We start from the raw sequence: 15,356 nt of genomic DNA, 5'->3' as shown, positions 1-15,356 counted from the left end.
AAAGTAAGATCTATCAAAAGGGTCCCTATCATTCCGCTCGGAATAACAGGGGCCCTTCGCTATAACCTAGTATGCAAATGTGAGATACGGACACTTCAAGACCCAATTTGAGCTAGCCTTCGACGGTTATTCTCGGCTTGGTCATCTTGTTACTCCATTTTGCTTAGAGCAAGCTTGGAAAACAGATCCTGAAATACCGCGTCACGGTCAATATAGCTTGCACAGCGTATCAAATGTCTTGTGCTGTCCGTGCTCCAGCGAAAGTCATCCGAAATGATTGGGCTTGGAACAAGCCGCGAAGGAACCCACTTGGGCTGATTCAGCCATGCAATAACCGAGATATCCCATATCACTCTGGAATAGGCGAAATGATCATCCTTGCAGTTTTTGTATGTCTCATAGAGGTACTCTCCAATTGCGCCGGATGGCTTCACATAATCTCTGACCTCCGATAGTGTCGTACGAAGGTTTGAAGCGACTCCCATGCATGGGATAAGAACCAAAGGCACTCCGCAGTTCATTACGGTTCTCGATGCATGAATATCCTGTTCGAGATTAAACTCACGAGTGTCAGGCCAATCCAGTGCATGGCCTCCCAGCCAGACTACAACGATGCGCTCAATGATTCGCGGCTCTATTAGAATGGCACTCGCAATATTCGTAATGGCACCGATACCGACTACATATAATGGATCATTTTTATCGCTTGCCATTGCACGTTCTACCAAATTCAGCGCTGCCTCGCTGCGAATCGGGGAGTTAACAGCAGGCAAATAAGCTTCGGAGCCGCGATAGACTGGGACATCCTCTCGATTCATTAGCTTAAGAATGCGAATGATTTCCTTATAGCTTTTCTCCATCCCGTCATCGGGCCCCGTAGAGAGCTCATTATGAAACGGTGCTGCATATAGAGCCTGAAGCTCTATTTTTTCTGGTGACAACAGCGCATAAATAACCGCAAATTGGTCGTCGATCTCGTTAAAAGTATCCGTATCGAGCACCATTTTAACTCTACTACCCGGAGCCTCCAACTTGCGAACCAACTCATCTACGGGCAATGCCCCGAAATCTAGACCCATATCATCTACCTCCATTTATATAATGAATTGGCTTTTCAGCCATGCTATAATGAATTCATTTTATAAATAATTTAAATAATGTAGTAGCATCATACGGTCGTTCTATATCACGAATTGGCTACGATGACAGGAGAGCTATGAATGGCAACCTCATTGGATTTCTTTTATCAAGAAACGAGAGCGAAGCATGAGCATATTGCAATGCATCACCATCAGTGTTATGAGCTGGTTTATTACGACTGCGGTCAGGGGACAACTCGAATCGGGGATGCCGAACATGTTTTCAAGGCAGGTGATTATGCGATAATAGCACCTTGCACGCCTCACGATGAACGGCATGGCAAACCGTCGAAGGTTATGTTTACGGGATTCACGAGCACCATCTATCCTCCCTTGAAAGAAGGAATCTACCAGGATTCCCCGTCAAGGCCTATTCTTGGCCTCTTGCAGATGATGGCCAAAGAGCTTCGTGATAAGCCCCCCTTCTATAAGCAATTGCTCGATAATTTGATTTCGCGCTTATATTTGGAAGTACTGCGGGCACATCCTGCCCAAGAACCAGATAACCGTCATGACATTATCCGATTCGCCCAGGCTTTCATCGACGAGTACTATACGCAGAAAATTGACTTCCAAGCTCTAGCCGACCAATCTGGTTATAGCTATGACCGGTGACCGGTTTCGTCATTTGTTCAAAGAGAAGATCAAGTTATCTCCCAGCCAATATATTTTGCAGCGTAGGATCGAGCATGCCAAAACAATACTTAGGCATACCCCCTTGCAAATATCGGTTATCGCGATGGAATGCGGCTTTTCAACGGATGCGCAGTTTTGCAGCCTGTTTAAGCGGGAAACGGAGATAACCCCGAAGCAGTATAGAGAGCTCGCCGGTGATTAGAGGTGAATGAGTTACTTATTCTCATAAGGTATTAAGCCGTAGTTCATAAAAATACTGCACAATGGGATGCTTTAGCTTCATCTTCTCGGTCATGTTTAAAAGCCGCTTTTTTCCAACTCGTCTGTCCACCAAAGCTAAAATATTCAATAAAATATCATTGCTCTCTAGGCTTTCCTCTATAGAAGTGGATAAAAATTTATTAGCTACAACGACAAAATTTGATTTACTTAATGATAATTGTGCTGAAAAAATTTCCTTAGCATATTCGGATAGTTTTCTGCTTCTTGCCATTACTTTTAGACGATCCTCAGGAACTTTCCCATTGGTATCTTTTCTCACCGTTTCAATTTCTTCAAGGTTGATAGGAATTTCGATAGCTGAATCATTCTTAATTTCCAGCTCCGTCTGATACCATCTAATTAAAGTAGTACTATCACTCATACTGAGTACGTTCTTTTTATCTACCGCAATATAACATTGACCTGCTTTGTCAGGTAAATAACGATAGCTGGTTGCACGATATTCGAACCTGCCATGTAAAGCAGGAGAGAGAAAACTCTCAAGCTGTTGCTTCAATTTGCTCCAGGACATATTGCCTCCTAATTTCTATGTTCTATATTATAGATACCTATTGAGGGATTCGTAGCATAAAAAAACCTCCACCGCTGTGAGTGGAGGCCAACATAACGCTTGCTATCCATTATAACAAATTCTAACGTTTATTGACGGTTTCTAAATATTACCCTATCGAGCGCTGCTGAGCCGATCCATCACTTAATCTCAGCCAAGTATCAAACGTTCTGGATCCCTGTTGCAATTCAATCACTCTTGCACCAATTGGAATATCCGTATCCCATATAATATAGCTTGAAGAGCGTCCATAACAAAGGCGAATGCCATGATGCTCGCCCGAATAATCATTTCCGTGATCATGCCCTGCAAAGGTCCCCATAACATCGCCCATCTCTACCATTGCGGAAAATAAACCGCTGTTAATACGAGGGCAAGAAACCTCTTCTCTCTTTTCGCCATGGCACTCGGACTTATCCCATACCTCTTGATACTCCGGCAGTGGAATATGGAAGAATGCCAGTGAAGGGATAGGTTGGCCTCCGTTCTGATCCGTGAATGCCTGCGATTGTGCCGCATACCAGTCAATTTGATCTCTGCGAATCCAATCGTATCCATGAATGTGAGGCAAGGCAGAATAACTCCCGCTATCCAAAAAATATAAAGCTGCCGCGAAACGTTCATCACTACCCTGTATTCTCAACACATAATTGCCTACACCGCTGATATGCTCAGCCGTCCGTTCAGCGGCGCAATAGCTATAGCTCAGTTGAATATCCATTAGCTGTTCCCTTGTAATTCCTGCTTCCGAGTCGTGATTGCCAAAAATAGCAACCCACGGGACTTTCATCGCTTCTATAGTTGATACTACATCTCGGAATGACTGCTCTGGATTGCTGCAGCGCAAACTGCCTATGACATCACCTGCAAATACAACAAGATCAGGCTGCTCCGTCTCCATGACGGTTCGCATCATGTCAGCGGTTCGCTCATTTAGGTCAGCGGCATCATCCATATACTCGGTATCAGAAAACTGGACTATTTTGAATGTACCGTCTGTACGAAACTTTAATGCTTTATCCATTCCTAATCTCCCCAACATAATAAAATGATAGCTCCTTAATAGCAGGCTCGCCTTGCGACTTTGTAACGGTTAGAGAGACGCCTCGAACTTTAACTGGCGGAATTCGTACAATAGCTTTATGACCAATGTTTTGTCCCTCATATACCGTTATGGTTCGATGCGATTTCTCTGTCATAATATTGATTTGAAAATTGAGAATATGCTCCCCAGAAGATAAATCCTCTTGAATAACAATATGATCAATCAGATGTGGATGAGCAGGCTCATAAATCCATTCATTCTGGTTGTGAGTACATTGCTCCAAGGTCGCGATGGGGCTGTCAAATCTTCTTCGTATTTCTGCACCCATTGCAGCCAGTCGGCTTGTGTCTTTCGAAGGCAGCAAGCCTTGTCTATCCGGGCCGATATTCAGCAGCAGATTCGCACCGCGCCCTACCGAATAATAGTATAAGCCCATGAGCTGATCCAGACTTTTGATCGTATGCTCGTCGCTATCGCTATAAAACCAATTCGCTCTCATCTGCACATCACATTCCGCAGGCAGCCATAGCTTATCCGTCAAAGCTTCCTTTTCCTCGGTCATGATCGAAAACTCAAGCGAATCCACGACATTCCAGCATGGAATCGGCGCAATGCCATCCTCGTTCCCCACCCACCGGAAATCAGGATCTCCCATATTAAAAATTAAAATATTCGGTTGAAGGCGGCGAATTTCTCCGATGATTCGTTTCCAATCATATTCATGATCCTCCGAGCCACAACCGTCAAACCACAAAATATCAATCTCTCCATATTGACCTAGCAGCTCAGTAATTTGATTTACAAAATAATCATCGTAAGCGCTTGCATCCTGGTTATAGAAATCCGCAGATCCGTCAAAAGGAGAATAATATAAACCAGGCTTTACATCATATTTTCGACAAGCCTCTATAAACTCCCGGACAACATCACCCTGACCATCCTTCCATGGCGATTGTTTCGTAGAGAACGAGCTGTACTGCGACGGCCAATTAGAAAACCCATCATGATGCTTAGCCGTCAGTACAGCATAATTCATTCCGGCTTCCTTTGCCGTACGGATCCATTGCTCACAATCCAATTGCTGCGGGTTAAACAACTCGGGGGACATGCCTCTTGGATCAAAATCTACATACCCTTCATAAAACGTTCGTAGACCAAAGTGCACAAATAATCCGAACTCCCAGGATTGATACTCGAGTTGTTTCGGGCTTGTCTTAATATTAGAATTAGCTGTCATCATAAGCACCTCTTCTTCATTAATGGGGTATTTTTATTCACACTAGGAAATAAGCTACTAACACATTTTCACTTTATTGTGATATTCATTCGAGCTAACACGAGTATATTCCTTGATTTTTTATAAAACTAAACCAATTTCCGATACTCTACCTCTAGAAATAAAGACCACTGGAACTCAAATTGTTTTGGGCGCAGATTGTTGGAAGTTTCATAATTTTTTGAAAAACTCCAGCTTGTATATTGAATCTACTTTTTCCAGTACATTTCGACTTTCCTGCATGAATTTTACAAGCTTAATTTTTCCCTTGTTGATGAAGACACCCGTTTTCCCCCTATTCACTCCGAATGCAGCTTCATAAAGTCGCGCACCCCCCTTGCTTGGAGCGGAAAAGAAAAGATTGCGAATCGGAATCATGTATATTGGCATCCCCGAACTTCCGTTGGGTCCTAGGCAAACACTCCTTATTTCGATACCTTCTGCAGAAGTTGACTGTGATGACATAATTTCCACATAACGTCACATGTCATAAATGCTAAAAAACCGATTATCGTGAATAGATTGCATCCTTGACGGTCTTTCTCTTATCAAGCTCGTTTCGTTTAGCCCATGTGCTTTTACGGAGGTTTTTTTCTGCTTTCGCTGCTGCTAGAGCTCGTTCAGGAGGGTGCTTCATTCATATCTACGTTGAAGATAACCGTCCAACCCCTAGCACCCTACTAGCCAAATCTACTTGCTCGTGATCCAACTTGACTGTAACAGGTCCTATACGCCGTTGCTCACGCCACTCTCGTAGATCTTCTTCCGTCTCCAGCTTCAGCTCAGCAATCTCTAAAGCTCGGTCGAACACATACTTTGAGGTGTACAAGAGCGTATAGATCCCTCGTCCCCCCGGAATGATCGACTTATCCCGTTTTACCCATTCTCCTACCGTAAACTTCACATATAATTTTTCTTCTGTGCCTGGTTTTGCTGGCCGCTCGGTAATCTCTTTGCGCCGCACGACCTTCCAGTCCGAGATTGTACCGTACCAGTGAATACCCGTTTCCCCGCGTGGCTCAAACTTCTTTATCGACTGATAGAGTGCCACGTATTCTAGCTGAGTAAGCAGCTTGTGATCGGAGATGTTCTCAAGCGGTACATGATAAAACTTAAGTTGTAACGCATCATCGAGCTGCTGTACCTCCCGGAGTGATCCTACCAGTACATTTTTGCCGATAAGCTTGTTCTCGTAATAATTTTTCGTTCCACGCGGCCTTGCGGAGCGTTCGTATGCCTTCTCTGGACTATCCATAATGATTTCATCCAGGAAGGCTTCCATCAGCTTGGTGGATCCCGGCAAGAACGGTAGCGCTCCAACATTGATCAGCTCAATGCTTTTATAAAATTTATGCTCTACATACTGCTCCTCATTGTGATAGGGAAATAGTACATAAGCCCCGAACATGCTGCGTTCTAGTTCTTTCCCGCCTCCCTCTGCGTACACAATAGCGTCACGGTATCGATGCATCGTATTAATATCGGACTCCTCCGGTCCCGGAAGCTTGTAATCCCTTCGGTAGGGAGCCCCCTCATACGCTGGATTGAGCCGATACTTCGCATCAAAAATATACTTATATTCCGCATCAGAATCGTTCTTCTTCAATGTCAGTACATTGTCGGGCCTTTGAGAAATCGTCGGCGTTTGCTCACCACTTGGCAAGGTGTTGTAGTACAGCGTAAAAATCTCGCCGTTCTTCGGATTACGGTAAACCATCTTTGCCTTTTGCGATTTGTCTAGAGTAACAAACACGCCCGTCCGGTTCACCTTAATAATATCTTGCTTCAACAGCTCATACTTACGACTCAGCAAGTCATGAATCTTGAGAAAACACCAGTATTCATATAGCTGCGCCAGATCCTTCATCGATAATCGGAACAGATCACTCTGGATAGAGAGCCCCTTCATCAACATCAAATAGTTACGATACACCTCACGGTATCCCGGCGCCATCTGAAGCACAAGCGATACGGAGAGCTGTCTCATCTCCTTAACGTTCAAAAAATCTAGCTTGAGCAGTCTTTGCAGCTGCGATTGCATATCATTCAGCTTCCGCGCCAGCAGTGGATCCTTAAGGCGTCCCTTCTCAGTTAGACGAGCCTTCAGGTCTTTAAGCTTGCTGGCAATACGGAGCAGAACCCAACGAATAAAACGATTCTCGTTCGTATCGTAATCCACATGCCGCTTCGTCTCAATCGCATGGCTCGGGTAATAACGTTGTCCGTTCATTGGAATAAAACCAAGCTTATCGTCCTGTACGAGCAGTTGCGGACGCTTGGTCAAATAGGAAATGCTCTCCTTCCCTGTCTTCTTCAAACGTCCTGATTCTACTACTCGGTTCTCCACTTGATGCTTGGAGTGAGGCGAGCTATTAATCCGTTCCACCGCCTGCACAAGTTGAGCGAATACATGCTGAAGGATCGTGAAGAACTCTGTTAAGCTTTGATGACGTGTTTCCTTGAGACTCGTTAGATTATACGTTTTACGCAAAAAATCGAAAGATAAGTTATAGATTTGTTGATTGACGTCATTTAATATCATTTGATAATCATTTTTATAATCCATTTTGACTGGAAAAACTTCAAGCTGAAGCTGTAAAATAGCCTGTCCATTCAAACGCAGCTCCAGATCAGTCAGTCCAACCTCATTCTGAAAGTTTAAAACGCCTGATAGGATCATACTGCCCAGCGGCTTGACCGCTTGCCTTAAATAAACATTTTCATGGAAAAAGGCAAGCGGAATGTCTTGTTTTTTTTCGATGACAATCTCGTAAGCCTGCGTTTCATAAAAGAGTGGATAGCTCGGTATGCCCGTCTTCCAGTCCGATAGTTTCTTTGTCTCAGGATGAAACAATGAAACCTTTTCTATTGAAAGAGCTGTCGATGGCGCAGAAATTTGCAGTTGTGCTTCTATGAGCTGATTGTCATCATTTCGATGCAATTGCAGCGTATCTACCGTTGGATGGAACGGCTTACCCTGTATGTACAAATTAAATAGGCTCGTTTCGACCCGGAGCAGCTCAACACTCTGATTAAGAGAGCCAATAGGAGGTGAATCCATCTTCCTCTAACCTCCGTAACATAAAGGCTATTTTCCGAGTACTCATCGGGTATTTAGCTCTTTCTTCAGGTTCTTGCGCACTCCACTTCATGTACAGATCGGAGGCGTCATCCATCAAGCTATTCACAGGCAATACTTTGCCTAACGCTTCCTGCATAAGGAGAAGAAGCACGCGCTTGACCGATGAGCTACTGCCTTGTACGCGTGGCAATATTTTCTGCAAAAGCTGTAAATCGAATGCTTCATCCTCACTCATAAGACTGAACCGTTCGTTGTAGATCATATAGAAGCAAACGGCATCTCGTATACGGAATCCAACATGCGAATGAACCTGCTCCAATATGTTATTCACTTTGACCAGTTTCGCTGTCACTTGCTTCACCAGCTCTTGATACTCCCCGTAAGCATCAATGAGCTGTAAATACTCACTGCGTAGAAAAGCATTTGTGGCCTTAACAGTTGCTTCATTCAATTGAACAACTTGATCTGGAAATTGCTCAAGATTAATGTAGTTAAATTCAATCGTGTTGGCGCGGTCCAGTACCTTTTTGCTAAAAGGATGCGTCGTCTCATCCATATTCACCGTTCCAATCACATAAACATTATCCGGGAGCGATAGGTTTCCGTAAATCGGTTGGTCTTCTGCTGCAAGAGTGTACTTGTTAATAAGAGGCATCGTCACGATTGCCTCACCCTGCCACTCCTGCGTTTCAATAATACTAAGTAGATCACTGAAATAGTGCTCTACTCTAGCTAGGTTCATCTCATCCAAACAAATGAAATACGGCTTGTGTCGATTGCTTGGTTTTGAAGCCTCAACAAGCACCTCCGCCAACCGTCCTGGACGAAACGCACCCGATAAATCCTTATAGCCTATAAGGTCCGACGGATCACTCCAGTCTGGACGCACAGGAATAAGCGTGAATTGATAGTTATGACTAAGAGCGCCTTGTGCTTCCGCGAATAATTTCACTAGCTTCGTCTTTCCCGTTCCAGAGACACCAGCAAGAATGACAAAGGGTTTTGTTTTGAGTGATAGGTATAGGTTCTCGATTAATTCATTCGGAAAGTGAAAGCCTTTGTTACGGATGAAGGATTTGATGTACCTAAGCCTTTCCGCAACCGTAATTGTATCCAAGGGCTCGACCTCCTCATCTACTTGAAACACATATTGATCTCCTGTTTTCTTCACAAATCGAAGCTCCTCTAACCAATTCAACATAAAGCGAGATCTGTTCTCTTGCGTAACCGTTCCCCATTCTTCTTCAAGCCCCATTGCCGAAATAAAAGCGGTATTGAATTCGTCCAGCGAAAATCTACCAAGCTCCTCCACTAATGAAATAGCTAGATTCATTACTTTTGCGAGATTAGTAGCATGTTCTCCATTTGATTCTCCCAGATAGCGTCTTATTATTTGAACCTGCTCTGGGCTCAATCTCCATTTATTTTCATCAAAAACCAAATAATACTTTGTCCCTTGAGGAGTTAAAGAATAGTACCCATTTTCTACTGAAATTTGACCAAGCTCCTGTAAGGCTCTCCCCACATGTTGAATCCGTTCTTTGGGGTTCTTAACATCGTCCCCTGAAATAAGAACGGTTGCTTGATTGGAAACCAGTTCATCGATGTTTATAGGAGTATAATTGTTGTTACCTAAGTAAGAGATAATTCCTTGACCCAAATAGAGATGTGCCATTGTGTATTTAAAAGTTGGAGGAGCTGCTGGTTGTTGTTGTTCAGTTACATGATCAGCGTAAATCCTATAGTTATACATCATGTTTTCTAGATCGGCAATAAGAACTTCATCATCAGGGATGTTGTTTCGATCATAGCGAGCATATGCAACAGTCGATACTTGATAATCTCGTCCCAATCCACTAGCAGTTAGATGAATATCAGCGTCCTTGTGTAGGTTTTGAAGCGGTAAGAGCTCCCTCATCTCCCTCACCTTTTGCTCTAAATATTGATATCCATCTCTTTTTCCACGTTCTCTTGTAGGTACTGTTACTCCTTGAGCAAGAGTTAAATAGACAGCACTCATGTCCTCTGCGAACAAATAAACGACGTACTCCCCTTGCTGAGTAGTTGTTGTCAGACGCTTATCTAGAATAGCCAGCCAAGGGATGTTGGCCCAATTGCCTTGACCAATCGAGCCCTGTATCTTATAGTCTCCATTCATAAAAGGTAATGCTCTCAGATACTCAGGTAACGATTGCCTAAAGAGCTTGCCTAGCTGATGATTAGCAAACTGTTGAGTTTTAGCTTCAATGTATGTATTTAAAATCTGCGAAAGAGACTCCTGTAATGATATTGTCGGAGCCGAGCTCAATTGGTTGTTGTAGTTCGACAATTCAATGCGAGCATAATCTCTTAATTCGGCTAAAACATCGTCATTCAATTTATCCCATATATCCGGTTTGAAGGTAATGGTCTCGGATGTTGCTTCCAGAATGGAGGATAAAGCATCAATAGGTGTTTTAAGTAACGACTTGGTTTGGCCCAGTGTAAAGTCACTCCATTTAAACGCTGATCCCTGAGGCGGATAATCTACTTGTGCTCCATTCATACTGCGATCCCTGTAATACGATAAAAACCGCTCAGCCACTTGGTTGAGCGGTACCCTTCGATTGAAAGACTGTTTATATTCATCAAGAATAGATAGAATTAAGACCATTTTGTAAGATTTTTGTCGGCTCCGAAATATCGAAGCAAGCTCTTGTGGCAATGTCATATGATTTCGCTCCAAACTATCAGTTAGACTTTTTGGTTTTTTTGTGTTGGGCTTTAATCAAGATATGGCGTCTTTTCCTGACTTTAAGTGTATCTCCGGTAAAAAATAGAATCAATCTATATTGATCTTGTATGCCTACATTTAGGAAATGAAGTACAACCCCAGAATTCCCTACCTTCTCTGCTCTTTCTTTTTATCATTGGAGCTCCACACGTGCAGTTAGATTCTGATGACACAGTTAGTTGGTTTTGAGTTGTCTGTAATTCAGAAATTGTGGATTTCAAGGTTTTAGGTATTTTCTTAGACTCCTTATTCCCCGGTTTCCATTTGCCCCATGTTTTTAATTTTTGTTCAATTATTCCTCCGTGCCAATAATCAACTTTAAACTTCTCCGCCTCTGTTCTAGCTGGGCCTGTTAGATCTGATGTTGTGATAAGAAGGCTAAGAATACAATCATGATTTCGCTTAGCTCCGACCAATTCTCGAACAACCTGTACGCCAATTAGATTGTGACTTGCATAACATTTTGCCTGTACAGCTGTTTTCTCACCTCTCTGATCGATGATGACTAGATCTACACCACCGTCCTTCCCTCCGATACCGACTTCACGAACCGTAAATCCTTGATCGCTGAAATAAAGGGCAAGTAATCGTTCAAATTCAGCACCAGACATACTTTCTAATGAACTGCTTAAAATCTCTTGGTCCGGTCTACTTTGCTTTGAATGCAGTCTTTGAGATTTATTGCTATTATTTGATTTCCGATTTGTTTTCCTATCTCTCTTTTTCTTTTTACTTGGAATTAGACGTATAACAACGCCAATTGTGACTATCAAGAAAAACATGACTATAATCATAGCTGTCACATTCCAAGAAGCAACTAAGCTTTTTACTTTTTCATATTGATTTACACAGGTCATTAAAATATAAGCAGATCCAGCAAACCCAACTAAGCTCGCAAGCTTTTCTGGTATCCAAGGGCTGAGAAATCGGTAATACAACACTGCCCCTAAAAATAAGAAGAAGAGGATGCACATGAATATAAAGATTAATGGAGCTAATAAACTTTGATTCATTAATTGAGCGAGTTCATTATTCAACCAGAATACCCCTTCTTAAGTAAAGTTATATAAGATCAATAAACATTCAATATTTTATTCTTAGTACGCTTGAATCCCAAACTTCAAAAGCTTCTTAGGTAATAGATCATCAAGGTTTTGGATATCGCTATCAACAAGTTCTATTAAATTAAATCCATATTTTGAATAGATCTTTATCTTTTCTTTTTTTCGTTCTACATATCTTTCATCGTTTTCTAGACCCCAAAACTCAATATATACTTTTCCAACAGGAAGATAGAAATCACAATAAACCTCTTCTTCCACTGGTAATCTCCGTTCATAGGCATGGACGATTTCCGACATATACAGCCAGTTATCAATTAACATTTCTGCTCTAGAACGAACGTAGTGTCCATCGGCTGCACGATGCTTTGCCTCAAACTTATCACGAAAATTAGAACTAGAAGGTAGCTTATCTTCTTTAATATCTTCCGCCGGTGTTCCTTGAACGGACTGGAAGGTTTCGATAAGCCTTTTGTTTGTCAGTATACTTGAATCCCAACAAACATAAGGGACTCCCGTTTGCTCATATTCAAATTGTTTTCCACCTAAGCTTTCTCCAAGCTTTGTTACGGTCCAACCCTTTACATTTTTTTGAACCATTCCAAGCTCTGATAAAATTGGGTTAATTCTAAATTTTGATATATTAAAATGCTTACTCAGTGTAATTGCACTCAATAATTTATCAGATCCACCAATTTCTGAAAGATATTACTTTATCCTTCCACCCCACGCTATATAGGTACCATGCTGTGGATGGCTCTTCATTGTTCCCCCCATCTCGACACCTTTATTGGTTAATACCCAAGCCTCATTTTCTCTTAGAATGCATCCTGCATCCGTTAAAGATTGAAACAGATGCTTTGCTTGTAACCCCAATTCTTTTGCTAATACTGTCGTTGATATTTGTTTCTCGCTCATCTGATCCTCCTAGTTGATTGACTCTTCCAAATCAAATTATATGTTGTGGCTATGTTTACTGCTTATAGTCTAATTTCATTACTTTCTGTTAGGACTCCTTATAACTAACTAGAGTAAATTGTTGAAATTTCTTAAGTGTCATGTATTACCACTAATCGGAAATCATTACCTTTGGTAGATTTCGACAAAATAGTACAATAGTCCTTCTTTGTGGACTCTTGAATCTCAATACTCAATAGTAAAGCTTGAAAAAAAAGACACTGCTGTAATCTAGCATACGTCTTAACCTTATTCTCCAATTAGCCCTCTTAATGTCCTTTGTCATTACTTTGCACACGATATAAAGACTGAGCGTGCATCAGATGCATTCAAAGAATCGATTTGTAAATCCTTGGATTGATCGAAAGTCGAAACACGCGCATTCCCAATTTTTGTTGTTTTATTACTCTCCTATTGTCTATTTAACCATCGATCGCTTTAATTAATATATTTTGAATTTTAGAGGAGTAAATAGACTGTAACAATGATCTATTTTTGGTGTTTTATGCTGATTTTCATAAAGTCTAAAAAACGATCGTTTATTAGACTTTAAGTGGCCACTAGAGTAAGCGTAACAGCCCCCACCTTGTCTTCAAGTTGAGGGCTGATCTATGCTGTATAATCAGGATTTAAACATGCGGCAAGTCAGTGTCAGAGATGTTGACCAAGGCAGCAAGTTGTCCAGCGTTTCTGAATCTTTCTTATCGGGAAGCTGCGGGAGTTTCTCGAACAGGTACATCAAGTATTTAAACGGGTTTACCCCATTCTCTTTAGCCGTCTCGATGATGCTGTAGATGATTGCGCTAGCCTTTGCGCCACGGGGCGTATTGGCAAACAGTCAGTTTTTCCGCCCAATGACAAACTGCTTGATCGCTACGGTTGTTGTCGGTCTCCAAACGGCCATCTTTTAAGAACGTCGATTACGTTTTGGTACACTTGAGATCGGAGTGCTTGATGGACCATGTTGGTATAATTTTAGATTAATTTACTTTATCGACTTCCACTACTGATGATTTAATAAACTTTCGGTAATCATCCTGAGCTTGCTCAAAAACATTCTCAACATAGTAAGAAAGAGATTGTTCGTCATATCCATTTTTCATCAAAATAAATTTGATAGCTTTTTTCATTCTTGCTACACCGCTTGTAAATTCGGTCCAGTCCACTGAGGCATTTTCCACAAAAGTATCGAATAGCTCTATCAGTATTCCCTTATTGTAATATTGTGATGAACTAAGAATATTAGCATAAACATCTGCGGAAAGCGATTCAACAAAACCCTCTATCTGGATAGTTTCTGACTTTCTTTTATTAAGTGAAGTATCATTCTTTAAAAATTTATTTTCCTCACTTTTAACAGTAGATAAGTCCTCAGAAATAAACCCATCGTTACCGTCCTCAATTCCATAATCATCAGGAACATATTCAAAAAGCTGCATCTTCATATTAACTGTTTCATCCGCATGTAGTAGTGTAGCCTCAATTCCGTCAAGTACCATTGAAGCTATCTCATAATTCCCAAGTACTATTGTTAGGACAATATCTAAATGGAAACTTATTTCAGCAGAAATGAACCCTCTTTTCTCTGCATGAAGAGTTCCCTTCAACTTAAATTTATATAGAATGTCACCAACTTCATTAAGATCAATAATATTATCGAATAACTTTAATTCCGTTACCTCACATTTAGTTCCGTTCAATTCAATTGATTTTAATTTTTCATTCTCTAAGTGACTCATAAATCGCGGGAATACACTAGTAAGATTCCTATGAATTTTATCATATTTAATTTTTATGTTTTTCTCACTTGAGTACCTCTGGATGTATATATCTACATTTCCTAACTCTTCCTTATTGAATATATTAATATTCTTCCCAGTTTCCTTTTTAAACTCTATGGATAACTGATCCTTAAACCTTTTATCATTTGTTAATAAGATAAATTCCCCATCGTTCAGCATGGCGAACTCCAGAATCGACTCCCATATTACTGCATCTTTGAACCCTTTGTCTGAATTTCCTTTTGCTCCACCTTCAAACGGCGCGTTTTTGTTTAAAGCTCTGTTAACAATAGAACTAAATCTACTTTCGCTGCATGTTACTAAGATTTTAATTCCATTTTGATTAATATACTGTTCTTTCACAGTTTCCAAGAAAGTACGATATTCGAAATCCTCATTTATTTTTAAATCGACTTCATAAATTTGTTCACAAACTGCATACGCTGATCTAAGACTTTTGATATTCTCTTCAAAAAATTCTAATTGATGTTGAAATAGTTCGCTAATTGTTATCTCAGGTACAAGGACCTCAAACTGATTTTCAACATCGTGCCTCTCAATTTTCCCTCGAATTTCATTGAATATTTGATGTAAAGTAAACTTTGAATAGTCTTCATACATTCTCTGATATAAAATATTACTATCGAATATAATAAAGGTTTTCACTGTTTTATTTCCCCCATTATATTAATGCTCTAAAGAATGTACCATATAGTAGTTTAGGTGGAAACAAATTAGTTTTAGTGGAATATCGTTGCTCCCTAAATTTTAAAA

At 41.1% G+C, this 15,356-nt stretch carries 13 protein-coding genes and 1 pseudogene; 2 read left to right on the top strand and 12 right to left on the bottom strand.

The features are described 5' to 3' along the window. Positions 1 to 149: 149 nt before the first annotated feature. Complete coding sequence (locus AC1DOV_RS27525) at positions 150 to 1,079, bottom strand: nucleoside hydrolase (protein WP_477551527.1); 930 nt, start codon at positions 1,077 to 1,079, stop codon at positions 150 to 152. Positions 1,080 to 1,220: 141 nt separating this feature from the next. On the opposite strand from AC1DOV_RS27525, the gene AC1DOV_RS27520 reads away from it, so the two are divergent. Both AC1DOV_RS27520 and AC1DOV_RS27515 read left to right on the top strand, forming a co-directional pair. After that, a complete protein-coding gene (locus AC1DOV_RS27520) occupies positions 1,221 to 1,754 on the top strand; it encodes a cupin domain-containing protein (RefSeq protein WP_477551526.1) in 534 nt (177 codons plus the stop codon). Further along, positions 1,744 to 1,977, top strand: coding sequence for a helix-turn-helix transcriptional regulator (locus AC1DOV_RS27515; RefSeq protein ID WP_477551525.1), 234 nt, complete (start codon positions 1,744 to 1,746; stop codon positions 1,975 to 1,977). The genes AC1DOV_RS27520 and AC1DOV_RS27515 overlap by 11 nt, the downstream gene beginning before the upstream one ends. 21 nt (positions 1,978 to 1,998) lie before the next feature. On the opposite strand, the gene AC1DOV_RS27510 is transcribed toward AC1DOV_RS27515, so the two are convergent. The 11 genes and pseudogenes from AC1DOV_RS27510 to AC1DOV_RS27460 all read right to left on the bottom strand — a co-directional run bounded on the left by AC1DOV_RS27510 (position 1,999) and on the right by AC1DOV_RS27460 (position 15,248). Next, positions 1,999 to 2,568, bottom strand: coding sequence for an SF0329 family protein (locus AC1DOV_RS27510; protein ID WP_477551524.1), 570 nt, complete (start codon positions 2,566 to 2,568; stop codon positions 1,999 to 2,001). 148 nt (positions 2,569 to 2,716) lie between these two features. After that, complete coding sequence (locus tag AC1DOV_RS27505; protein WP_477551523.1) at positions 2,717 to 3,631, bottom strand: metallophosphoesterase family protein; 915 nt, start codon at positions 3,629 to 3,631, stop codon at positions 2,717 to 2,719. Then, complete coding sequence (locus AC1DOV_RS27500; protein WP_477551522.1) at positions 3,624 to 4,892, bottom strand: alpha-L-fucosidase; 1,269 nt, start codon at positions 4,890 to 4,892, stop codon at positions 3,624 to 3,626. The genes AC1DOV_RS27505 and AC1DOV_RS27500 overlap by 8 nt, the downstream gene beginning before the upstream one ends. A gap of 207 nt (positions 4,893 to 5,099) precedes the next feature. After that, positions 5,100 to 5,306, bottom strand: a complete 207-nt coding sequence (locus tag AC1DOV_RS27495; RefSeq protein WP_477551521.1) for a hypothetical protein — start codon at positions 5,304 to 5,306, stop codon at positions 5,100 to 5,102. A gap of 265 nt (positions 5,307 to 5,571) precedes the next feature. Beyond that, on the bottom strand, positions 5,572 to 7,989 hold the full coding sequence (locus tag AC1DOV_RS27490) for a DUF2357 domain-containing protein (protein WP_477551520.1): 2,418 nt from the start codon (positions 7,987 to 7,989) through the stop codon (positions 5,572 to 5,574). Next, entirely contained in the window at positions 7,961 to 10,720 is a 2,760-nt protein-coding gene (locus AC1DOV_RS27485) for an MrcB family domain-containing protein (protein ID WP_477551519.1), read from the bottom strand. The genes AC1DOV_RS27490 and AC1DOV_RS27485 overlap by 29 nt, the downstream gene beginning before the upstream one ends. Before the next feature lie 116 nt (positions 10,721 to 10,836). Next, on the bottom strand, positions 10,837 to 11,820 hold the full coding sequence (locus AC1DOV_RS27480; RefSeq protein WP_441879641.1) for a restriction endonuclease: 984 nt from the start codon (positions 11,818 to 11,820) through the stop codon (positions 10,837 to 10,839). Positions 11,821 to 11,880: 60 nt separating this feature from the next. Further along, complete coding sequence (locus tag AC1DOV_RS27475) at positions 11,881 to 12,519, bottom strand: glycerol kinase (protein WP_477551518.1); 639 nt, start codon at positions 12,517 to 12,519, stop codon at positions 11,881 to 11,883. A gap of 33 nt (positions 12,520 to 12,552) precedes the next feature. Continuing rightward, complete coding sequence (locus AC1DOV_RS27470) at positions 12,553 to 12,762, bottom strand: phage antirepressor KilAC domain-containing protein (RefSeq protein WP_477551517.1); 210 nt, start codon at positions 12,760 to 12,762, stop codon at positions 12,553 to 12,555. A gap of 661 nt (positions 12,763 to 13,423) precedes the next feature. Then, positions 13,424 to 13,721 (bottom strand): annotated as a pseudogene (locus tag AC1DOV_RS27465) (transposase domain-containing protein); the annotation flags it as partial. A 60-nt stretch (positions 13,722 to 13,781) separates the two neighbouring features. Next, the gene (locus AC1DOV_RS27460) at positions 13,782 to 15,248 is read right to left on the bottom strand and encodes a PIN domain-containing protein (protein ID WP_477551516.1); all 1,467 of its coding nucleotides are present in this window, start codon (positions 15,246 to 15,248) and stop codon (positions 13,782 to 13,784) included. Positions 15,249 to 15,356 lie beyond the last annotated feature (108 nt).

The organism is Paenibacillus sp. 01T47 (genome assembly GCF_056398245.1).
This window is presented reverse-complemented; position numbering and strand designations above follow the sequence as displayed.